Consider the following 16,368-nt stretch of genomic DNA (forward strand, 5'->3'; position numbering starts at 1 on the left):
CCTCGCCCAACGCCCCGCCGAAAATCCGGAAATCATGCGCGTAGACGAAGACCGTCCGGCCCTCGACCCTGCCCCAGCCGGTGATGACACCATCGGTGTACGGCCTCTTCGCCTCCAGACCGAACCCGGTCGCCCGGTGCCGGCGCAACTGCTCGACCTCCTTGAACGACCCCGCATCCAGCAGCAGCCCGATGCGCTCACGCGCGGTCAACTTGCCCTTGGCATGCTGCGCCTGCGTCGCCCGCTCACCGGGGCCCCGCACGGCCTGCTCGCGCAAAGCCACCAGTTCGGCCACCCGGCCACGCGTGTCGCTCGGCTCACCCTGGGTTTCGTCCACAACGGTCATGCATCGACCCTACGAACCCCGACCCAGAAATCGTGCCGTCGACTCCGTACAGTCTCCTGCCCGGTTTCGTGGTGGGTGTGGACAGAAGCATCCCGCCGGGCACACGATCCACCAGCGAAACGCCGCCCCACGCTGTGAGAACCCTACAAAGCGGCACTGTGCCGTGGGCCACATGCGCCTGAGGGGGCCCGAAGGCCCCCTCAGTATGGACCAGCACTGTTCGGCCCGGCTCCACCGCGACTTCGCGTTCAGGCGACGGAGGTTCAACCTCCGCAGTGGAAGCGGGCGTTGCCCCAGTCGGCGTGGTCGTTGCCGTTGCCGTCACCGCCGTCGTCGACGACGAGCTCGACGTAGGCGGCGCCGGTGACGTCCGCGGTGAGCTTCCAGGCCGGGTCCGCGGCCCCCAGGACCGGCGACTTCACCTTCTCCGTGCCGTCGGCGGTGACGGAGAACCGCACGCTGCCGCGCGTGGCCTGGACGTCGTCGACCCCGACCTCGGCGGTGAACGAGGTGCACTTCCCGCCCAGGTAGTAGCGGATCTTCGCCGGGGCGTGGGTGCCGAGGCCCTTGGCGTACGCGACACCGCCGATCGTCAGCGGCCTGCCGTCGCCGGTCCCGGTCTCCCCGTTCGACTGGTCGCGTTCGACGGGCCCCCAGCCGTTCTGGGAGGCCGTCCAGTCGAGGTCACTGGCCCAGCCGTCCTCGGTGGGCGGCGGTGGCAGAGTCCGTACGGAGGTCTGCGCGCCGAGCGTGCGCGGGGAGCCCTGGACCGCGTACGTGGCTTCCGCACCCAGCCGGTACGTGTCGTAGGCGGCGTCCACCGGCGGGGTGACCCGCCAGCTGCCGATGACCTTGGCGCCCGGGGCGACCGTGTCGAAGGCGACCGGCCCCGCGGGCTCGGCCTGCCACCCCTCGGGCACGGTCAGCGCCAGCTTCACGCCGGTGGCGGCGCTCGCCTCGTCGTTGCCGAAGGTGGCCTTCACGGTGTTCGGGGCACCCGGCTCCAGGGTCTCCGCGTCGGCGGCGACACCGAGCGTCCCGCAGACGGCCTCCTGCCCGGCGGGCGCGGGGCCGAGGTCGGTCACGGTGAACCCGTCGAGCACGAAGTCCGCGCCCTCGGGTGCACCGGCCCGCTTCCGCAGCCCGGTCCAGGTGTCGCCGCAGCCCGCGGTGAGGGTCTGGGTGAACCGGCCGGTGGTGCGCTGCTGCCCGATGGGGGTGGCGCGGGTCTCGGTGGAGGAGGCCTTGCCGTCGGCGACCCGGTCGTAGCCGTCGACCCAGGTGTAGGCGCCAGCGTGGCTGGACTGGTAGTCGAAGGCGACCTGGTAGCGGTGGCCGTCCCGCATCGGGACGGTCCAGGGGGCGGTGCGGTAGACGAGCCCGGTGTTCTCCTCGTGGGACTTGAGGGACTCCTTCCCGCCGAGCACGTCGTCGACCAGCTTCCCGTTCCAGCCGGACTGGGTGTACGGGGCGTGGAGCTGGGAGATGCTGGTGCGGGGGTCGGTGGAGCCGCCCGCGTTGCCCTTGAGGAAGGGGCCCCAGCCCTGGTCGACCGCCTCGAAGTCCTCGTACACGAGGGTGCCGGGCCGGGTGGCGGGGGCGTTCTCGACGATCCGTACGTCGTCGGCGCGGACGGCCGCCGGGGAGCCGGCCGCCGCCTCGATGCGCAGGGTGGTGCGGCCGTCGGCGGGTACGGTGAAGGTGACCTTGGCGCGCTGGAAGCGGGTGCCGTGCCAGTCGGACGCGGCGACGAAGTCCTCGGCCGTGGAGCGTTCGACGGTGACGGACTTCCCGCCCGCGCTCAGCACCGTACGACGGGATTGGCCGGACTCCACCTCGATGAGGGCGGAGGCGGTGTAGCGCTTGCCGGGCTTGAGGCCGGTGACGGGCTGGGAGAGCGCGGCCGTGGTGGTGCCGGACAGGGCGGCGCTGTTGCGGCCCTGCTCGTCGGTGTCCCGTACGACCGTGCCGGACTTCGTCCAGCCTTTCAGCGTACGGTCGTTGAAACCGGGATCCTTGAGGAGCGTGCCCTGGCCCCATGCGGGGTCGGCTGCCCGGGGCGCCTGGCCCGGGTGGAGGACGTACGGCTGTCCGGCGGTGGCGGTCAGCGTGATCTTCCCGTTCACCGGGCGGACCGTGGCGGCCTTCTCGCGGCCGTTGTCGGTCAGTTCGTAGACCGTGTACGGGCCCTTGCCGGGCACCGCCCAGGTGCTGGTGCCCCCGGTCTCGCTGTAGTGGTAGAGCTTCTTCCCGCCGTCCCACGGCAGCAGGTAGCCGGTGCCGCTGAGCACCTTGCGGCCTTGGTCGTAGAACGTCCGCCTCCCGTCCTCGACCGTGCCGCGCACACCACCGGTGAAGGTGATGTCGTTGCCGTCCCAGCGGGTGATCTTCTGCTGCTGGAGGTACTTGGCGGGGAGGTTCTTCTGCCAGATGGTGGCGGTGAAGGCGTTCCAGTCGGTCTCGCCGGTCCACCCCTCGAACTCCTCCAGGACGCTCTGGCCGAGGACCGGGTGGTTGTTCCAGACGTCCTTCTCACCGTTGCGGATGAAGCGGATGATCTGCGAGTTGAGGCCCTTGTTGGTGGCCCCGCCGTAGTTCAGGTCGTTCGCCCAGTGCGACCAGAGCGAGGCCCGCTCGAACTTGTCGGCCCACTCGGTGCCGACGGTCCAGCCCTGCTTCTGCACGGACTGGATGGTCTTGTCGGCGATCCAGCCGTGGGAGTAGTACACGTCGATGTAGAGGAAGCTGAGGTTCCTGTCGGTCTCGTCGCGCAACTGCTGGAAGCGCTTCGCCAGGTCGCCGCTGTTGATGTCGCGGCGCTGGTCGATGTAGTAGCTCTGGTTCAGCCAGTTCCAGCCGGGCTTGGTCTTGTCGACGAGCTGCTCGCTGAAGGCGTTGGCCTCCGGGTAGGACTCGGTGGCGTTGACGTGGACGCCGAAGGTGGCGCCCCACTTCTTGCCGTTCTCCAGAAGGGTGTTGAGGTCCTTGAGCCCGCCGGCCCGCTTGTTGTAGTTGCCGCCGTAGTCCGGGTGGGCGGAGTCGTGTCCCTCGGAGCCGTACCCCTTGAGGACGGCGAGCTGACCGAGGCCGTCGGTGGCCTGCGAGATCCGCTTGACGTCGTCGAGGGTGCGCAGGAAGGGGTGGGTGGCCTGGCTGGCGAAGTTGAACGGGATGTGGGTGACGACCCGGTCGGCGGTCTCCTCGCTGCCCGGGGCGGTGATGCCGATGGAACGGAAGGCGATGGCCCCGTCCTGCCAGTCGACGGCCCGGTCCCCGTTGGCGTCGGGGGTGACGACGACCTTGGCCCAGGGCAGGTTCTCGCCGCTCTCGGGCTCCGGTGCGCCCTCGCCCCGGTAGGTCCACTGGCCGGAGCTGACGCCGACCCGGACACCGCTTCCGTCGGCCTCGGTGCGGGCCTGGCGCCAGAAGCGGGCGTCGTCGCCGCCGGTGGGGCCTGAGGGCTTGTCGTAGGAGGAGTTGGACTCGACGGCGGCGGCGAGGGAGGAGGTGTTGAGGATGGCGTACGTGGCGCCGACGGGTGCGGGGTCCGGCTTGGTCTCGCCGGTGACCTTTCCGAAGACGTCGGCGGTACGCGTGGAGTCCGGGTCGAGCGTGGTGAACGCGGTGGCGGCGCCGGGTTCGGTGGAGCCGACGGAGATCAGGTCGTGCCCGGGGATGTCGATGGTCCCCACCCGGAAGGCGGCGGTGTCGCGGACGGCGGTCACCTGGAAGGCGGTGGTCCGGCCGGAGACGGTGAGCGAGGCGTCGATCTCGACGCCGGGCAGACCGGTGAAGGTGAGGGTGTAGCGGGCGGAGGAACCGTCGACCTTCGGCGCGGCCTTGAGCTTCACCGGGTGGGCGGTGCCGTTGAGGGTCACGGCGGTGACCGGCCGCGTACTGCCGAGGAGCCGCTTGCCACTGGCCCGGTCGGTGTACGAGAGGACGCGCGGGAAGTCGTCGGCCACGGCGACGGCGAGGTGGGCGGAGCCGATGGTGACGGAGCCGCTGGGCTTCGCCGCCCCGGCCGGTGGTGCGGGGGACGGATCGGCGGCTGCGGCGGGGAGGGCGGTCCCCACGAGCGCCAGGACGGCTGCTGAGGCGACGGCGACCAGGCCGGCGGAGGGGAATCTTGGCGACATGGCCCCTGAGTAGTCGCCGTGTCGGGACACCGTCAACGCATGGCGGTCCCGGGGGCCGTCTCCGTCCAACAACCGTGGTCCGTTAGTCCAAGTGGGGAGGGCGCGGGCCATCACGTCGGCCCGCCGGTCGTCGCGGCGACTTGTTCACCTCTTGGCAGCTGCCGCCTCCGTCCGGTCACGGTTCGCACCCGCTCGATTCCGGCAAGTACCGCTTCCGGGCGTCGAGTTGTGAAGACCCGGGTCTACCGCCCCGACTCCCCGGGCGCCCCGCAGACCCCGCTCCCGGTGGACTGCGCGATCCCGCTCAACGGCGCGGGCGCGGCCCCGGTGGTGCTGCCCCTGCCGCAGATGTACGGGGCGCGGATCTACTTCGTCCGCGACGACAAGCTGGACTTCTTCCTCAACCCGGGCCCCTCGCTGGTGGAGCCCGCCTTCGCGACGCCGACGGACCCGAACTACGGGCGTACCTGGGCGTTCGCCGAGTTCACCTTCAACACCGAGCAGCTGTACTCCAACATCAGCTACGTGGACCTGATCACCGCCCTCCCGATCGGCATCACGCTGGAGGGCGACGGCGCCCTCGTCGTGGCCCCCCACCCCGAGGGCGCGGCGGAGCGGATCGCGGCGGATCTGACCGCCCAGGCGGTCGCCGACGGGCAGCCGTGGGACAGGCTGATCACCCGGGGCGACGACGGCGGCGTGCTGCGGGTCGTCTCGCCGCAGAACATCATGGCGCCGTACTTCGACCGGCCCGACGAGATGCCGTTCCGGGACCTGTTCACCGCCCAGATCGACGAGGTCTGGGAGAAGTACCGCTCCGAGGACCTGCGGATCGACCTCCAGGGCGGCCGGGGCACGCTGGCGGGGCGGGTCAGCGGGGACGTCCTCATCTTCGAGGGCGGCCACACGTTCACCAAGCCGGAGACGAGGGACGTCTTCACCTGCAACCACGGCCCGTTCACCAACAACCCTGGCGACTCCGAAAGAAGGCGAGGTCCCGCGTGGTCCACGCCAACAGCCCGATCGGCTACGCGTTCCCGTACGACGACGTCCGCCCGGACGGCGAGCCCGACGTCTCGGGCGCGGCGCACGACGGGAACCCGCGCCGCTTCACTGTGAGCGTGGGGTCCTGACGGCCGTCGTGACCAGCAGGTGAGTGCCCTCCGCCGGACCCGGCCGGCGGAGGGCACCCGTCTGTCCGTGCGGCATGGGGATCGCGACACACCGTCAATTCATACTATCCACGGCGTTCTTGACTTTCGCTTCCGTGTCCCGGAACCGTTCCGTATGCGAAACAACAGGCTCCCCCGCCGCACGCTCGCGGCACTCGCCGCCGCCTTCCTACTGGCGTCCCCGGCCACCGCCCACGCCGCCGCACCCCCGCCGCCGCCCGTCACCGCCCAGGGCCTGCGTGCCTTCCAGCAGAGTTACGGCCTCACCCCCACCGGCCTGATGGACACCGCGACGGCCCACCTACTCAAGACCGCCCCGGACAGCGAACTGCGCGCGGCCTTCGCCGACCCGTCGGACCTCGGCCCGGAACAGCTCGCGCACGCGCGTACGGTCATCGGCGTCGGGAAGGGGGCGGACCTTCCGGAGCAGGGGCAGGTGATCGCCCTGATGACAGCCATGCAGGAGTCGACGTTCGTCAACTACACGACCCCGGTGGACCACGACTCGCTCGGCGTCTTCCAGCAGCGCCCGAGCATGGGCTGGGGCACCCCGCAGCAGATCACCCACGTCCCGACCGCCTCGAAGTCCTTCTACGGGCTGCCGTCGCCGACCAGCAATCCGGGGCTGCTCCAGATCAAGGACTGGGAGTCGATGGAGCCGGGCAAGGCGTGCCAGGCGGTGCAGCGGTCGGCGCACCCGGACCGGTACGCGCAGTGGGAGCAGTTCGCCCGGGACCTGCTGAAGCGGGAGGGGCCGACGGTGGAGCCGGTCGGCTGAGTCTTCGGGGGTGAGCGAGCCGCCCCTCCCGAGGGGGCGGCCCGTGCGGGAACGGTCAGCAGCCGCCGCGGTGTAGTAGGTCACGTCCAGTGGCCGCCCTCGTCGGCGTAGATGCTCCCGGAGCCGGACCGGTACTGACGGGCGCCGTCGCCGCGTACGCGCCACGCATGCCGGGCAGGGAGACAGTGCCCGAGTTCCACGCGCGTCCGCCAGAGGGCAACACCTGACAGCGCACCCTCGGCGCATCCTCGGCACGGAGAAAGATTGAAACTTGAACAAGATGGAGCTAGAGTCAATCTCGTTGAAGGTTAAACAACACCGACGGCACCGCTGCACCCGTGCCACCCGCGCACAGCACCGCTCGCACACGTCCCCCGAGGAGGAGCCATGGCTCTGTTCACCCGCAAGTCGACCGCCGCCACCCCGACCGCCACCGCCGAGGCCCCCGCGGTGGACCCGGCGCTGGCCGCCCTGACCGGCACGTACACCATCGACCCGGCCCACAGCAGCATCGGCTTCACGGTGCGTCACGCGATGGTCACCAACGTGCGCGGCTCCTTCGGTGAGCACGAGGGCACCCTGACCCTGGACGGCACCGACCCGGCGAACTCCTCCGCCGCCATCGACGTGAAGATCGCGAGCGTCGACACCGGCATCGCCGACCGCGACGGCCACCTGGTCAGCGGCGACTTCTTCGACGCCGAGAAGTTCCCCCTCATGACGTTCCGGTCGACACGCGCCGAGCAGTTGGGCGGCGAGGCGTACCGGATCACCGGCGACCTGACCATCAAGGACGTCACGCGCCCGCTCTCCATCGACCTGGAGTTCAACGGCTCGGCCACCGACGTCTACGGCAACGAGCGCGTCGGCTTCGAGGGCAGCGCGGACATCCTGCGCTCCGACTGGGGCCTGACCTGGAACGCGGCGCTGGAGACCGGCGGAGTCATGGTCAGCGACAAGGTCAAGCTGAACTTCGACATCTCCGCGATCAAGGCGGCACCTCAGGCGTGACCCGCACCTGACCGCAGCGGCGCTCGGCCTGTCGCAGGCCGAACTCGCCGAACGCCGCGGCGTGAAGCAGCCGCAGATCTCCCGCATCGAGGGCGGCGGAACCATGCCGCCCATTCCGCTCCTGCGGCGCCTGGCCCACGCCCTCGACGCCGACCTGACCATCGAGCTCACCCCGCATCACGCCGCTGCCTGAGCACGGGGCGCCCTGCACCCGACAGGCCCCCTCCCCGCCGACAGCGGGGAGGGGGCCTGTGCCGTGGTCCTGAGGGTGGGCCGTCGCCTCAGGCCTTGTGCTGCATCGACGAGCGGGCGGGATTGGCCTGCTTCGCCGCCTTGGGGTCCTTCTCGTCGGCCTTCGCGCGGACGCCCTGTTCGATGCGCTTGCCGATGGTGCTGTCGATGTTCGACCAGTACGTGAACGCCCGCTGGAGAACCGGCTCGGTCACGCCGTTCAGCAGGTGGCCGACCACGTTGTCCACCAGCCGGTCCCGTGCCGCGTCGTCCAGCACCTCACGGACCATGGTGCCCGCCTGGCCCCAGTCGTCGTCCTCGGCGTGGTCGACGTAGGCCGCCCGGGTGATGTCACCGTCGGCGTACCAGCTCGGCGGGGTCCCGTAGCGCTCCGTGTCGGCCGCCGGGCCGCCCTTGGAGTTCGGGGCGTAGACCGGGTCGGTCCTCTTCCGGTACGCCATCGCCCCGTCCTTGGAGTACGTGTGCACCGGGACGACGGGAGCGTTGACGGGCAGCTGCTGGTAGTTGCCGCCGATGCGGTAGCGGTGCGCGTCCGCGTAGCTGAACAGCCGGGCCAGGAGCATCCGGTCCGGGCTCGGGCCGATGCCGGGGACGAAGTTGTTCGGCTGGAACGCCGCCTGCTCGATCTCCGCGTGGTTGTCCGTGGGGTTGCGGTCCAGCGTCATCCGGCCGACCTCGATCAGCGGGTAGTCGCCGTGCGGCCACACCTTGGTCAGGTCGAACGGGTTGAACCGGTAGTCCTTCGCCTCCTCGTACGGCATGACCTGGACCTTCAGCGTCCAGCTCGGGTACTCGCCGTCGCGGATGTGCTCGAACAGATCACGCGTGTGGTAATCCGTGTCCGCGGAGGCCATCTGGTCGGCCTCGTCCTGCGTGAACGTCTCGATGCCCTGGTCGGTCTTGAAGTGGTACTTCACCCAGAACCGCTGGCCGGCCTCGTTGATCCACATGTACGTGTGCGAGGTGTAGCCGTTCATGTGGCGCCAGGTGCGCGGGATGCCCCGGTCGCCCATCAGCCAGGTGACCTGGTGGGCCGACTCCGGCGAGAGCGTCCAGAAGTCCCACTGCATGTCGTGGTCGCGGAGGTTGTTGTCCGCCCGGCGTTTCTGGGACCGGATGAAGTGCTGGAACTTCATCGGGTCCTTCACGAAGAACACGGGGGTGTTGTTGCCCACCATGTCGTAGTTGCCTTCGCTGGTGTAGAACTTCACCGCGAAGCCGCGCGGGTCCCGCCAGGTGTCCGGGCTGCCCCGCTCCCCGGCGACGGTGGAGAACCGGATGACCAGGTCGGTCGTGGCGCCGGGCTGGAAGAGCGCGGCCTTCGTGTACGCGGAGACGTCCGAGGTCACCTCGAACTTCCCGAAGGCCCCGCTGCCCTTGGCGTGCGGCTGACGCTCGGGGATGCGTTCGCGGTTGAACTGGGCCATCTGCTCGATCAGGTACGAGTCCTGGAGCAGGATCGGCCCGCCCGGGCCGACGGTGAGCGAATGCTCGTCGCTCTCCACCGGGGCGCCGGAGTCGGAGGTGGTCGGCTTGCGCGAGGTGTCGGTCATGTCGTCGTTTCCTCTTGTTTGTCTTCCGCAGACGTGTCGGCGATGGCTCCTACTACGGCTGCCCTACTGACCCTCTGCCAATGTAGGCAAACAAGGACGAATCGACCCGTCGAGGGCGAGGTAGGGCACACTCCGGGGTGCCGGGCCGGGCCGGGTCAGTGCGATCGCCGGCCCGTGACCACGCGGTAGAGCAGCAGCACGATCACCGAACCGACGATGGCGGCGATCCACGTCGACAGGCTGAAGAATCCGTCGATCGAGTCGACACCGAAGATCACCTTGCCCAGCCAGCCGCCGAGCAGCCCGCCCACGATGCCGATCACCATCGTGAGGAGACAGCCCCCCGGGTCCTTGCCGGGAGTCAGCGCCTTGGCGATGAGTCCCGCGAACAGGCCGATGAGGATCCAGGCGATGATGCTCACGAAATTCTCCCTTTACGTTGCCGACGTGCCGGCACCCCTGTGGCGCCCGGCCCCCTCCGCGTATCCCCGTAGCGGAAGCTCACACATGGGCCGGGCAAGGTCACCGGTCCAGGGCTCCGTCATTCGCAGCCCTGCGTTACGCCGGAAGGGGACGGGTGACCAGGAGCCGAGGGGTCGGGAGGCCGGGGGCCCGGGGGCCGGGGGGTGGCTCAGTCCAGCACCGCCGTCGCCTCGATCTCGACCAGGTGCTCCGGCACGTCGAGTGCCGCGACCCCCACCAGCGTGCCCGGCGGGACCGGTGTGACGCCCAGCTTCTGCGCCGCCCGGGCCGCGCCCTCCAGGAACTGCGGCATCTTGTCGGGCGTCCAGTCGACGACGTACACCGTCACCTTCACCACGTCGTCGAGGGTGCCGCCCGCCCCGGCCAGGGCGGTACCGATGTTGAGGTAGCACCGCTCCACCTGGGCGGCGAGGTCGCCCTCGCCGACCGTGGTGCCGTCCGCGTCCCAGGCGACCTGCCCGGCGATGAAGACGAGCTTCGAGCCCGTCGCGATCGCGACCTGCCGGTACACACCGACCTTGGGCAGCCCTTCGGGGTCCAGCAGAGTGATGGCCATGTCCGACGCCTCCTCGGGAAGACCTCTCGGTCTCTTGTGGTTACCCAGGAACCGTAGGAGAGTCAGCTCTGACGTGGAAGAACGCACTTTTGGGTGACGGAGGAACCTCATGGTGACCAAGCAGTTCAGCGGCTCGCCCGACGAGTCGGACCTCCGGAGCGCGGACTCCCTGGCGCGGGAGATCTTCTCGGACGTCGCCAACAAGTGGGCGCTCCTGATCATCGAAGCCCTGGGTGACCGCACCCTGCGCTTCAGCGAGGTGCTGAAGGAGGTCGACGGCATCAGCCACAAGATGCTCACCCAGAACCTGCGCATGCTGGAGCGCAACGGCCTGGTCGAGAGGACCGTGTACCCCACCGTGCCGCCGAAGGTCGAGTACACCCTCACCGAGCCGGGCCAGGGCCTGCGCGGGACGGTCCACCTCATGTGCGACTGGACCCAGCAGCACCTCGGCCATATCGAGGAGGCCCGAGGCCGGTTCACCGGCACGTCGGACGCAACGTCCGGCCCCCTCCGCGCGTCCGTACAGACGTGATCGATTTCCTTGACCCGTCCGATCCGGGCGACACCGCGGACGACGAAGCGACCGTACGGCCCGGCCCGTTGTGGCGCCACGCCCTGTGGGTGGTGGGCGTCGCCGCCCTCGGGGTGGGCATGGGCTGGGCCGGCTCACTGTTCCGCCTGGGCCCCGACGACTACGGGCTGCTCGCCGCCGCCCCGGGGTCGCCCTGGACGTACGTCGGCACCTGGGGCGTCACCGGCCTGGCGACGGCCGCCGTCCTGCGGGCCGCGGCGGCCAGGGTGCCCGTCCCCTCCCCGGGCACGATCGCCGTCCTCCTCCTCGTCATAGGCACGCGCCTCTCCCTGGGGTGGCGCCCGGAGGCACCGGAGCTGGCCGCGATGGCGGCGGCCGCGCCGGCACTGGCGGGCATCTGGGCGGCGATGTCCCTGCGCAACGGAAAGAGGGCCGAAGTCCGGCCGTGACCGCGGGAGCCCGGGCTCGGCACCCCACCCGTCCGCCCAAGATCGTCGCGGGCAGAATGGCCTTTATGCCGATATCGAGCACACTGCGCACGGCCACGGCCGACGACGCCCCGGACATCAGCCGCATTCTGGCCCTCGCCTTCGACGACGACCCGATGATGCGCTGGTTCTTCCCCGAAGCCGCCTCCCGCCAGGAGGCGTTGGGCCGCTACTTCACCACGATCCTCACCCGGCAGTACGTCCGCCACGGCGTGTGCGAGCGGACCGGGGCGGCGGCCGCGTTCTGGGTGGCGCCGCAGGCGCAGGCCAAGGCGGTCCCCGACGCGGAGACCGTCCAGGAGCTCCAGAACCTCCTGGGCGACCGGGCCGGCATGTTCCGCGACGCCGTGGAGACGGCCGCCCGCCACACGCCCCAGGAACCGCACTGGTCCCTGGCGTTGATCGGCGCCGACCCCGCCGCCCAAGGCCAGGGCCACGGCTCCCGCCTCCTCCGATCAGGCCTGGCGAAGGCCGACGCGGCGGGGCAGCCCGTCTACCTGGAGTCCTCCAAGGCCTCCAACCTCCCCGTCTACGAACACTTCGGCTTCACCGTGCGCGAGGAGCTCCAACTCCCGGGCGACGGCGGCCCGAAGCTGTGGGGGATGTGGCGCGAGCCGCGCGGCTGAACCGGTCACTCCCGGACGGGAAATCGCCGTACGGGAACGGCACGTCCCCACTCCCCCTCCTTACCTAAAGGTGCAGGAGGCCGGCCCACGACCGAGGGGGATCAGGGAGCATGGCCGATCCAGGATTCAGCCGCATCATCACCACCGGCGCGACCGCGACGGTGGCGGTACTCGCGCTCATCCACCTGCCGGCTCCCACCGGGACCCCGCCACCCCGGGCAACGTCATCGGTGGGTACCACCGGCACCACCGAACTCACCCGGCTCGCCCAGGGCTACCTCCAGCAGCGGGCCGACATGCTGACGGCCGCCCGTCCGACGGTGGAAGCGGCGAGCGGACGCCTCCGGACCACCCCGGCCATGGCGACCCGCGCCCGGAGCGAGCTGGCCGCCCTCGTGCAGAAGGGCCTGCGGTACGAGGGCACCGACCTCCGCTACACAAAGGCGCGGGTCGACGTCGACGTCACCTCCGCGGACGTCACCGGCCGCACGGCCACACTGCAACTCACCGACCACACCCGCCTGTACTTCGCGCTCACTCCGCAGGAGGTCGAGGACGGTTCGCCGGAGTGCGAGGAGTCGTCGCTCCCCCGCACCATGACCTTCGCCCGGGGGACGGACGGTACGTGGCTGCTCGCCCCCGACCGGGTCGACGAGGCAGGCGGGCCGCTCCCGGCGACCGAGGTGGACGAGGCACGATTCGACCCCGCCGCCTGAGTGCTCCGCCTCCCGAGTACGCCCGCCTCCTGAGCACCTTGCCGCATGAGTACCTTCCACCCCCGCCCCGAGTACGACAGCCCCTCCATCACCGGGCCCCGCCCCCGCGAGAGTTCACCCCACGGAGCCGGGGGGCTCCGGCGACGGGTACGGGCGCGATGGGGTGGGTCGAACCGTGGATCTGTTCGATGCGGAGCTGGGTGGGCGGGACGAGCCCGAGGCGGGGGACGGGGCGGTTGCTCCTGGGTCACCGTGGTGATCCTCGGGATCTTCGTGCTGCTCGCGGTGCTGGTGCATACGTTCTTCGGGTGGGCGCGGGACCTCCTCTCTGCCTTGTTCTCGTAACGGCACCCGCCGGATCCCGGCCGGCGCTCGCCCTCAGCCGCGCCGCCGAGCCTCCACCGCGGTACGGGTGTCCTCGGCGATCAGGTCGCCGTTGATCGCGCCCGCCGCCATGAGCCCGGCCGCGGCGGCGCCGATGACCTGTTCGGTGAGGCGGGTGACGTTGCCCGCCGCCCAGACACCGGGGACCTCCGTCGCGCCGACCGGGTCGGTGGGGATGTACGTACCGATCACCTCGCCGCCCATCTCCTGCGCGACCGGGACCAGGCCCAGCGATTCGAGTACGGCCGAGCGGGCGGTGAAGCGGGCCTGGATCACGAGGGCCTCGCGCGGGATCACCCGGCCGCCCGCCAGGCGTACGCCGGTGAAGCGGTCGTCCCTGACCTCCAGACCGGACACCTCGCCGTCCACCACCGCCACCCCGCGTGCGGCGAGCTGCTCGTACTCCTCGTCCGTCGGCTCCGGGCCCGTGTGGCGGAAGAGGGTGACGTCGTCGCTCCACTGCCGCCACATCAGCGCCTGATGTACGGCGAGGGGGCCGGTGGACAGCACCCCGACCGGACGGTCCGCCACCTCGCGCCCGTGGCAGTACGGGCAGTGCAGCACCTCGCGCCCCCAGCGCTCCGCCAGCCCCGGTACGGGCGGCAGCTCGTCGACGAGCCCCGTCGTCACCAGGAGCCTGCGCGCCTCGACGGTGGTGCCGTCCTCCGTCACCACCCGGAAGCCCTGCTTCCCCTCCCCCGGCAGCGGCTCGGCCGAGGCCACCCGGCCCTCGACGATCTCCCCGGCGTACCCGGTCACCTCGCCCCGGCCGATCGCCAGCAGCTCCCCGGGCGGGGTCGACTCGCGGCCCAGGTAGTTGTGCACATGGGACGCGGGAGCGTTACGGGGCTCCCCCGCATCGATCACCAGCACCGAGCGCCGGGCCCGCGCCAGGGTCAGCGCCCCGCTCAGGCCGGCCGCCCCGCCTCCCACGATCACCACGTCGTACCGCTGCTGCTTCATGTCGGTCATGCGGACCACCTCCAGTTGATGGAGATAGTGCGCGCAGGCCAGCCGGAACGACAAATACACTTGCCGAAACGGCAAGGATCACCCGAGGTCGAACTCGCACCACACGATCTTGCCGGGGTTCCGCTCCGCCACCCCCCACTTGTCCGCCAGCGCCGAGACCAGCAGCAGCCCGCGACCGCCCTCGTCCTCCACGCCCGGCAGACCGTCCGCCACACGGACCTCACCGTCGCCGCTGTCGTGCAGCTCGATCCGGAGCGCCATCTCCATCCGCTCCAGGAAGATCTGGACCCGGAAGCCACGCCCCGGCGGGACGCCATGGCGGAGGGCGTCGCCCGCCCCGCTCCCGGCCGCTCGGCCGGAAACGGGGCGGTTCCCATGAGTACGGGACGGCCTGGTAGCGCGCCCACGGCTCGTACAGCTCGTACACGCGGAGCTCACCCTCGGCCTCCCCCTATTCGCCCGGCCCGCCGTCCGACCGCTCCACCGGGATCCAGAGCTCCGCCTCCGCCCGCTTCCCCTCCTCGGACAACCGCACGCGCAAAATCTCCGGGCCGGGCCGGGAGGCGTACGGGTTCGACGGGAACCACTGGGTGAACACGTCCCGCCAGAGGTACTGAAGGGCCTGCGGGAACTCCCCCTCGCTCTCGAAGACGGCCCAGGAACCGGCCGGTACGGCGAGCGAGTCCAAGTCCTCCGGAGGCTCCTGCCGTCCCGTCACCACGCCGTGGTAGTAGTCCAGTTCGGTCCCTTCGGCCCGGCTCGGGTCGAGCTGGTCGCTCACGCCGACCAGCCCGGCGGGCTCCTGGTCGGAGAGGGCCGCGATGCGGTCCAGCTCCTCCCGGCCGATGCCACGGATGAACTCCGCGATGGCCTGATTCGGCCCCTCGTGGATCAGGGGGACGCGCGCCCTCCTCCCCACCACCCGGAACGCCTCCTTCTCCACCAGCCTGTAACGCATGGCACTGCTCCCTTCGACGACGAGCCGGAAGGTCAGGCGTTGCTGGGACCGCAGAACCGCGCCGGTGCGTCGCGCCTCGCCCGGTCCGATGCCGTGCACAGCACGGAAGGCGCGGGCGAAGCCCTCCCCCGTGTCGTAGCCGTACCGCACCGCCACGTCCAGCAGCGTCCGGTCGGGGGCGCCGAGCACCTCGGAGCCCGCGAGGGTCATACGGCGACGACGGATGTACTCCGCGAGCGGAACGCCCGCCAGCGCGGAGAACATCCGGCGGAAGTGGTACTCCGAGGTCATCGCGATGCGCGCCAGCTCTGCGGCCTCGATGCGCTCACCGAGGTGCGACTCGATGTACTCCATGGTCTCGTTCAGTCGTTCCAGCAAACCCTGTCCCGCCTTCCTATCCCGTTCACCGTAGGAAGGGACCAGCCTGCCGGACCCGACCGTCCGTGCCCGGATCGGTCGGGAGGGAAGCCGGGCATGCCAAAGGCGGCCCACCGGTTCTCCCCGGTGGGCCGCCCCGTGGTGCCGGTCGGTTCAGCTGAACCGGGCGTCGGAGAGGGTCGTGGTCACCGTGCCCGCGGTGGAGGAGGTCGTCTCCGCCGCGCCGTCGACCACCTTGCCGAGCTCGCTGACGTTGTCCAGCGCGCCCAGGCTGATGGGCGGCTCGGCCGCGTGGGCGGTGTCCCCGCCTCCGGGGTGCGGGGCGATGGCGGCGATGACCGCTCCGGTGGCGAGAGTGACGGCGGCGAGAACGCTTCGCTTCTTCATGACGGGTTCAACGGCTCAGCCCCGGGAAAGGGCACGCCCTGAATTCACGCGCCGTCAGCGGTGGCGGTTCCCCGCACCCGTCTGGCCGCGGTCGGCCCGGCGCACCTCACCCGCTGCCAGCACCATGCACGAGGCGCCGACGAGCAGCACGCCAGGGATCGCGAGGAATGTCCGGCGGCTGCCCGGCAACAGGGCCTGGTACTCGGACTTCGAGACCTCGACCACGCGGTGCACCTGCGAGTCGTAGGCGAGGTAGCGGCCGTCCCTCACCTCGGTGTCCCGCACTCCTCCCGGCCCGTCGAACACCAGAATGGCTACGCCCGCCACGGCCAGGGCGGCGAGTCCAGCCTGCGCCCTGCCGGTAAGGCACCGGAAGGCCTGCCACAGCACATGCTTGTCCGCCGCCCCCGCCAGGGCCAGGCGTACGAGCGCCGACACCATGGCCAGGAGGGCCAGCGCGACCCCCGCCACCATCGGCCACTGCGGCTCGAACAGCTGCAAGGTTCCCGGCACCCAGCTCAGTGCGGCCATCGCCATGAGCGCGGCGCCCAACCCGGCCGCGACGCCCCCATGCAGCTTGTATGTCCACCCCATGCGCCGCAGCCTGACACAGCCGCCGTGTCCGGCCCCTGCC

16 protein-coding genes and 2 pseudogenes are annotated in these 16,368 nt (G+C 70.8%); 8 read left to right on the forward strand and 10 right to left on the reverse strand.

What is annotated here, in order from left to right:
* A partial coding sequence (locus tag AMK21_RS32845) for a carboxyl transferase domain-containing protein (protein WP_324613932.1) occupies window positions 1–346 on the reverse strand: 346 nt, incomplete at its 3' end.
* A 263-nt stretch (window positions 347–609) separates the two neighbouring features.
* Window positions 610–4,485: an endo-alpha-N-acetylgalactosaminidase family protein gene (locus AMK21_RS32850; protein ID WP_073882806.1), complete on the reverse strand. Its 3,876-nt coding sequence runs from the start codon at window positions 4,483–4,485 to the stop codon at window positions 610–612.
* A 39-nt stretch (window positions 4,486–4,524) separates the two neighbouring features.
* Here AMK21_RS32850 and AMK21_RS32855 point away from each other — a divergent pair.
* The 4 genes and pseudogenes from AMK21_RS32855 (at window position 4,525) to AMK21_RS32870 (ending at window position 7,639) form a co-directional block, all read left to right on the forward strand.
* Window positions 4,525–5,618, forward strand: a pseudogene (locus tag AMK21_RS32855) (beta-1,3-glucanase family protein).
* A gap of 154 nt (window positions 5,619–5,772) precedes the next feature.
* Entirely contained in the window at window positions 5,773–6,435 is a 663-nt protein-coding gene (locus AMK21_RS32860; protein ID WP_073882807.1) for a peptidoglycan-binding domain-containing protein, read from the forward strand.
* Window positions 6,436–6,822: 387 nt separating this feature from the next.
* Window positions 6,823–7,446, forward strand: coding sequence for a YceI family protein (locus tag AMK21_RS32865; RefSeq protein ID WP_073882808.1), 624 nt, complete (start codon window positions 6,823–6,825; stop codon window positions 7,444–7,446).
* 28 nt (window positions 7,447–7,474) lie between these two features.
* A complete protein-coding gene (locus AMK21_RS32870; protein WP_374194578.1) occupies window positions 7,475–7,639 on the forward strand; it encodes a helix-turn-helix domain-containing protein in 165 nt (54 codons plus the stop codon).
* 88 nt (window positions 7,640–7,727) lie between these two features.
* Here the strand turns inward: AMK21_RS32870 and AMK21_RS32875 are convergent, their stop codons facing one another.
* The 3 genes from AMK21_RS32875 to AMK21_RS32885 all read right to left on the reverse strand — a co-directional run bounded on the left by AMK21_RS32875 (window position 7,728) and on the right by AMK21_RS32885 (window position 10,290).
* Entirely contained in the window at window positions 7,728–9,251 is a 1,524-nt protein-coding gene (locus AMK21_RS32875; protein WP_073882810.1) for a catalase, read from the reverse strand.
* Between the two features lie 155 nt (window positions 9,252–9,406).
* Complete coding sequence (locus AMK21_RS32880; protein ID WP_073882811.1) at window positions 9,407–9,673, reverse strand: GlsB/YeaQ/YmgE family stress response membrane protein; 267 nt, start codon at window positions 9,671–9,673, stop codon at window positions 9,407–9,409.
* 209 nt (window positions 9,674–9,882) lie between these two features.
* On the reverse strand, window positions 9,883–10,290 hold the full coding sequence (locus tag AMK21_RS32885; RefSeq protein WP_073882812.1) for a RidA family protein: 408 nt from the start codon (window positions 10,288–10,290) through the stop codon (window positions 9,883–9,885).
* Window positions 10,291–10,399: 109 nt separating this feature from the next.
* On the opposite strand from AMK21_RS32885, the gene AMK21_RS32890 reads away from it, so the two are divergent.
* From AMK21_RS32890 to AMK21_RS32905, 4 genes are all read left to right on the forward strand, one after another.
* The gene (locus AMK21_RS32890; protein ID WP_073882813.1) at window positions 10,400–10,825 is read left to right on the forward strand and encodes a winged helix-turn-helix transcriptional regulator; all 426 of its coding nucleotides are present in this window, start codon (window positions 10,400–10,402) and stop codon (window positions 10,823–10,825) included.
* Window positions 10,825–11,274: a hypothetical protein gene (locus tag AMK21_RS32895; protein ID WP_073882842.1), complete on the forward strand. Its 450-nt coding sequence runs from the start codon at window positions 10,825–10,827 to the stop codon at window positions 11,272–11,274. Before AMK21_RS32890 ends, AMK21_RS32895 begins: the two co-directional genes overlap by 1 nt.
* 65 nt (window positions 11,275–11,339) lie before the next feature.
* Window positions 11,340–11,939, forward strand: a complete 600-nt coding sequence (locus tag AMK21_RS32900) for a GNAT family N-acetyltransferase (RefSeq protein WP_073882814.1) — start codon at window positions 11,340–11,342, stop codon at window positions 11,937–11,939.
* 110 nt (window positions 11,940–12,049) lie between these two features.
* Window positions 12,050–12,655, forward strand: a complete 606-nt coding sequence (locus AMK21_RS32905; RefSeq protein ID WP_073882815.1) for a hypothetical protein — start codon at window positions 12,050–12,052, stop codon at window positions 12,653–12,655.
* A 378-nt stretch (window positions 12,656–13,033) separates the two neighbouring features.
* Here AMK21_RS32905 and AMK21_RS32910 read toward each other — a convergent pair whose 3' ends face one another.
* The 5 genes and pseudogenes from AMK21_RS32910 to AMK21_RS32930 form a co-directional block, all read right to left on the reverse strand.
* Complete coding sequence (locus AMK21_RS32910; RefSeq protein ID WP_234422120.1) at window positions 13,034–14,002, reverse strand: NAD(P)/FAD-dependent oxidoreductase; 969 nt, start codon at window positions 14,000–14,002, stop codon at window positions 13,034–13,036.
* Between the two features lie 87 nt (window positions 14,003–14,089).
* Window positions 14,090–14,347, reverse strand: a pseudogene (locus AMK21_RS32915) (ATP-binding protein); the annotation flags it as partial.
* 115 nt (window positions 14,348–14,462) lie between these two features.
* Window positions 14,463–15,347 carry an AraC family transcriptional regulator gene (locus tag AMK21_RS32920; RefSeq protein ID WP_073882817.1) on the reverse strand — a complete coding sequence of 295 codons (885 nt, stop codon included), beginning with the start codon at window positions 15,345–15,347 and terminating at the stop codon, window positions 14,463–14,465.
* Between the two features lie 153 nt (window positions 15,348–15,500).
* The gene (locus AMK21_RS32925; RefSeq protein ID WP_030574839.1) at window positions 15,501–15,734 is read right to left on the reverse strand and encodes a hypothetical protein; all 234 of its coding nucleotides are present in this window, start codon (window positions 15,732–15,734) and stop codon (window positions 15,501–15,503) included.
* A 54-nt stretch (window positions 15,735–15,788) separates the two neighbouring features.
* Window positions 15,789–16,328, reverse strand: a complete 540-nt coding sequence (locus tag AMK21_RS32930) for a hypothetical protein (RefSeq protein WP_073882818.1) — start codon at window positions 16,326–16,328, stop codon at window positions 15,789–15,791.
* Between the last annotated feature and the right edge of the window lie 40 nt (window positions 16,329–16,368).

The sequence above is a fragment of the Streptomyces sp. CB00316 genome (assembly GCF_001905595.1).
Taxonomy (GTDB): Bacteria; Actinomycetota; Actinomycetes; order Streptomycetales; family Streptomycetaceae; genus Streptomyces.

What these genes read in the sequence shown, in the direction of transcription:
- AMK21_RS32890 (WP_073882813.1), top strand. Translation starts at nt 10,400, where the DNA reads ATGGTGACCAAGCAGTTCAGCGGCTCGCCCGACGAGTCGGACCTCCGG.
- AMK21_RS32860 (WP_073882807.1), top strand. Translation starts at nt 5,773, where the DNA reads ATGCGAAACAACAGGCTCCCCCGCCGCACGCTCGCGGCACTCGCCGCC.
- AMK21_RS32885 (WP_073882812.1), bottom strand. Translation starts at nt 10,290, where the DNA reads ATGGCCATCACTCTGCTGGACCCCGAAGGGCTGCCCAAGGTCGGTGTG.
- AMK21_RS32905 (WP_073882815.1), top strand. Translation starts at nt 12,050, where the DNA reads ATGGCCGATCCAGGATTCAGCCGCATCATCACCACCGGCGCGACCGCG.
- AMK21_RS32865 (WP_073882808.1), top strand. Translation starts at nt 6,823, where the DNA reads ATGGCTCTGTTCACCCGCAAGTCGACCGCCGCCACCCCGACCGCCACC.
- AMK21_RS32850 (WP_073882806.1), bottom strand. Translation starts at nt 4,485, where the DNA reads ATGTCGCCAAGATTCCCCTCCGCCGGCCTGGTCGCCGTCGCCTCAGCA.
- AMK21_RS32925 (WP_030574839.1), bottom strand. Translation starts at nt 15,734, where the DNA reads ATGAAGAAGCGAAGCGTTCTCGCCGCCGTCACTCTCGCCACCGGAGCG.
- AMK21_RS32900 (WP_073882814.1), top strand. Translation starts at nt 11,340, where the DNA reads ATGCCGATATCGAGCACACTGCGCACGGCCACGGCCGACGACGCCCCG.
- AMK21_RS32930 (WP_073882818.1), bottom strand. Translation starts at nt 16,328, where the DNA reads ATGGGGTGGACATACAAGCTGCATGGGGGCGTCGCGGCCGGGTTGGGC.
- AMK21_RS32910 (WP_234422120.1), bottom strand. Translation starts at nt 14,002, where the DNA reads ATGAAGCAGCAGCGGTACGACGTGGTGATCGTGGGAGGCGGGGCGGCC.
- AMK21_RS32875 (WP_073882810.1), bottom strand. Translation starts at nt 9,251, where the DNA reads ATGACCGACACCTCGCGCAAGCCGACCACCTCCGACTCCGGCGCCCCG.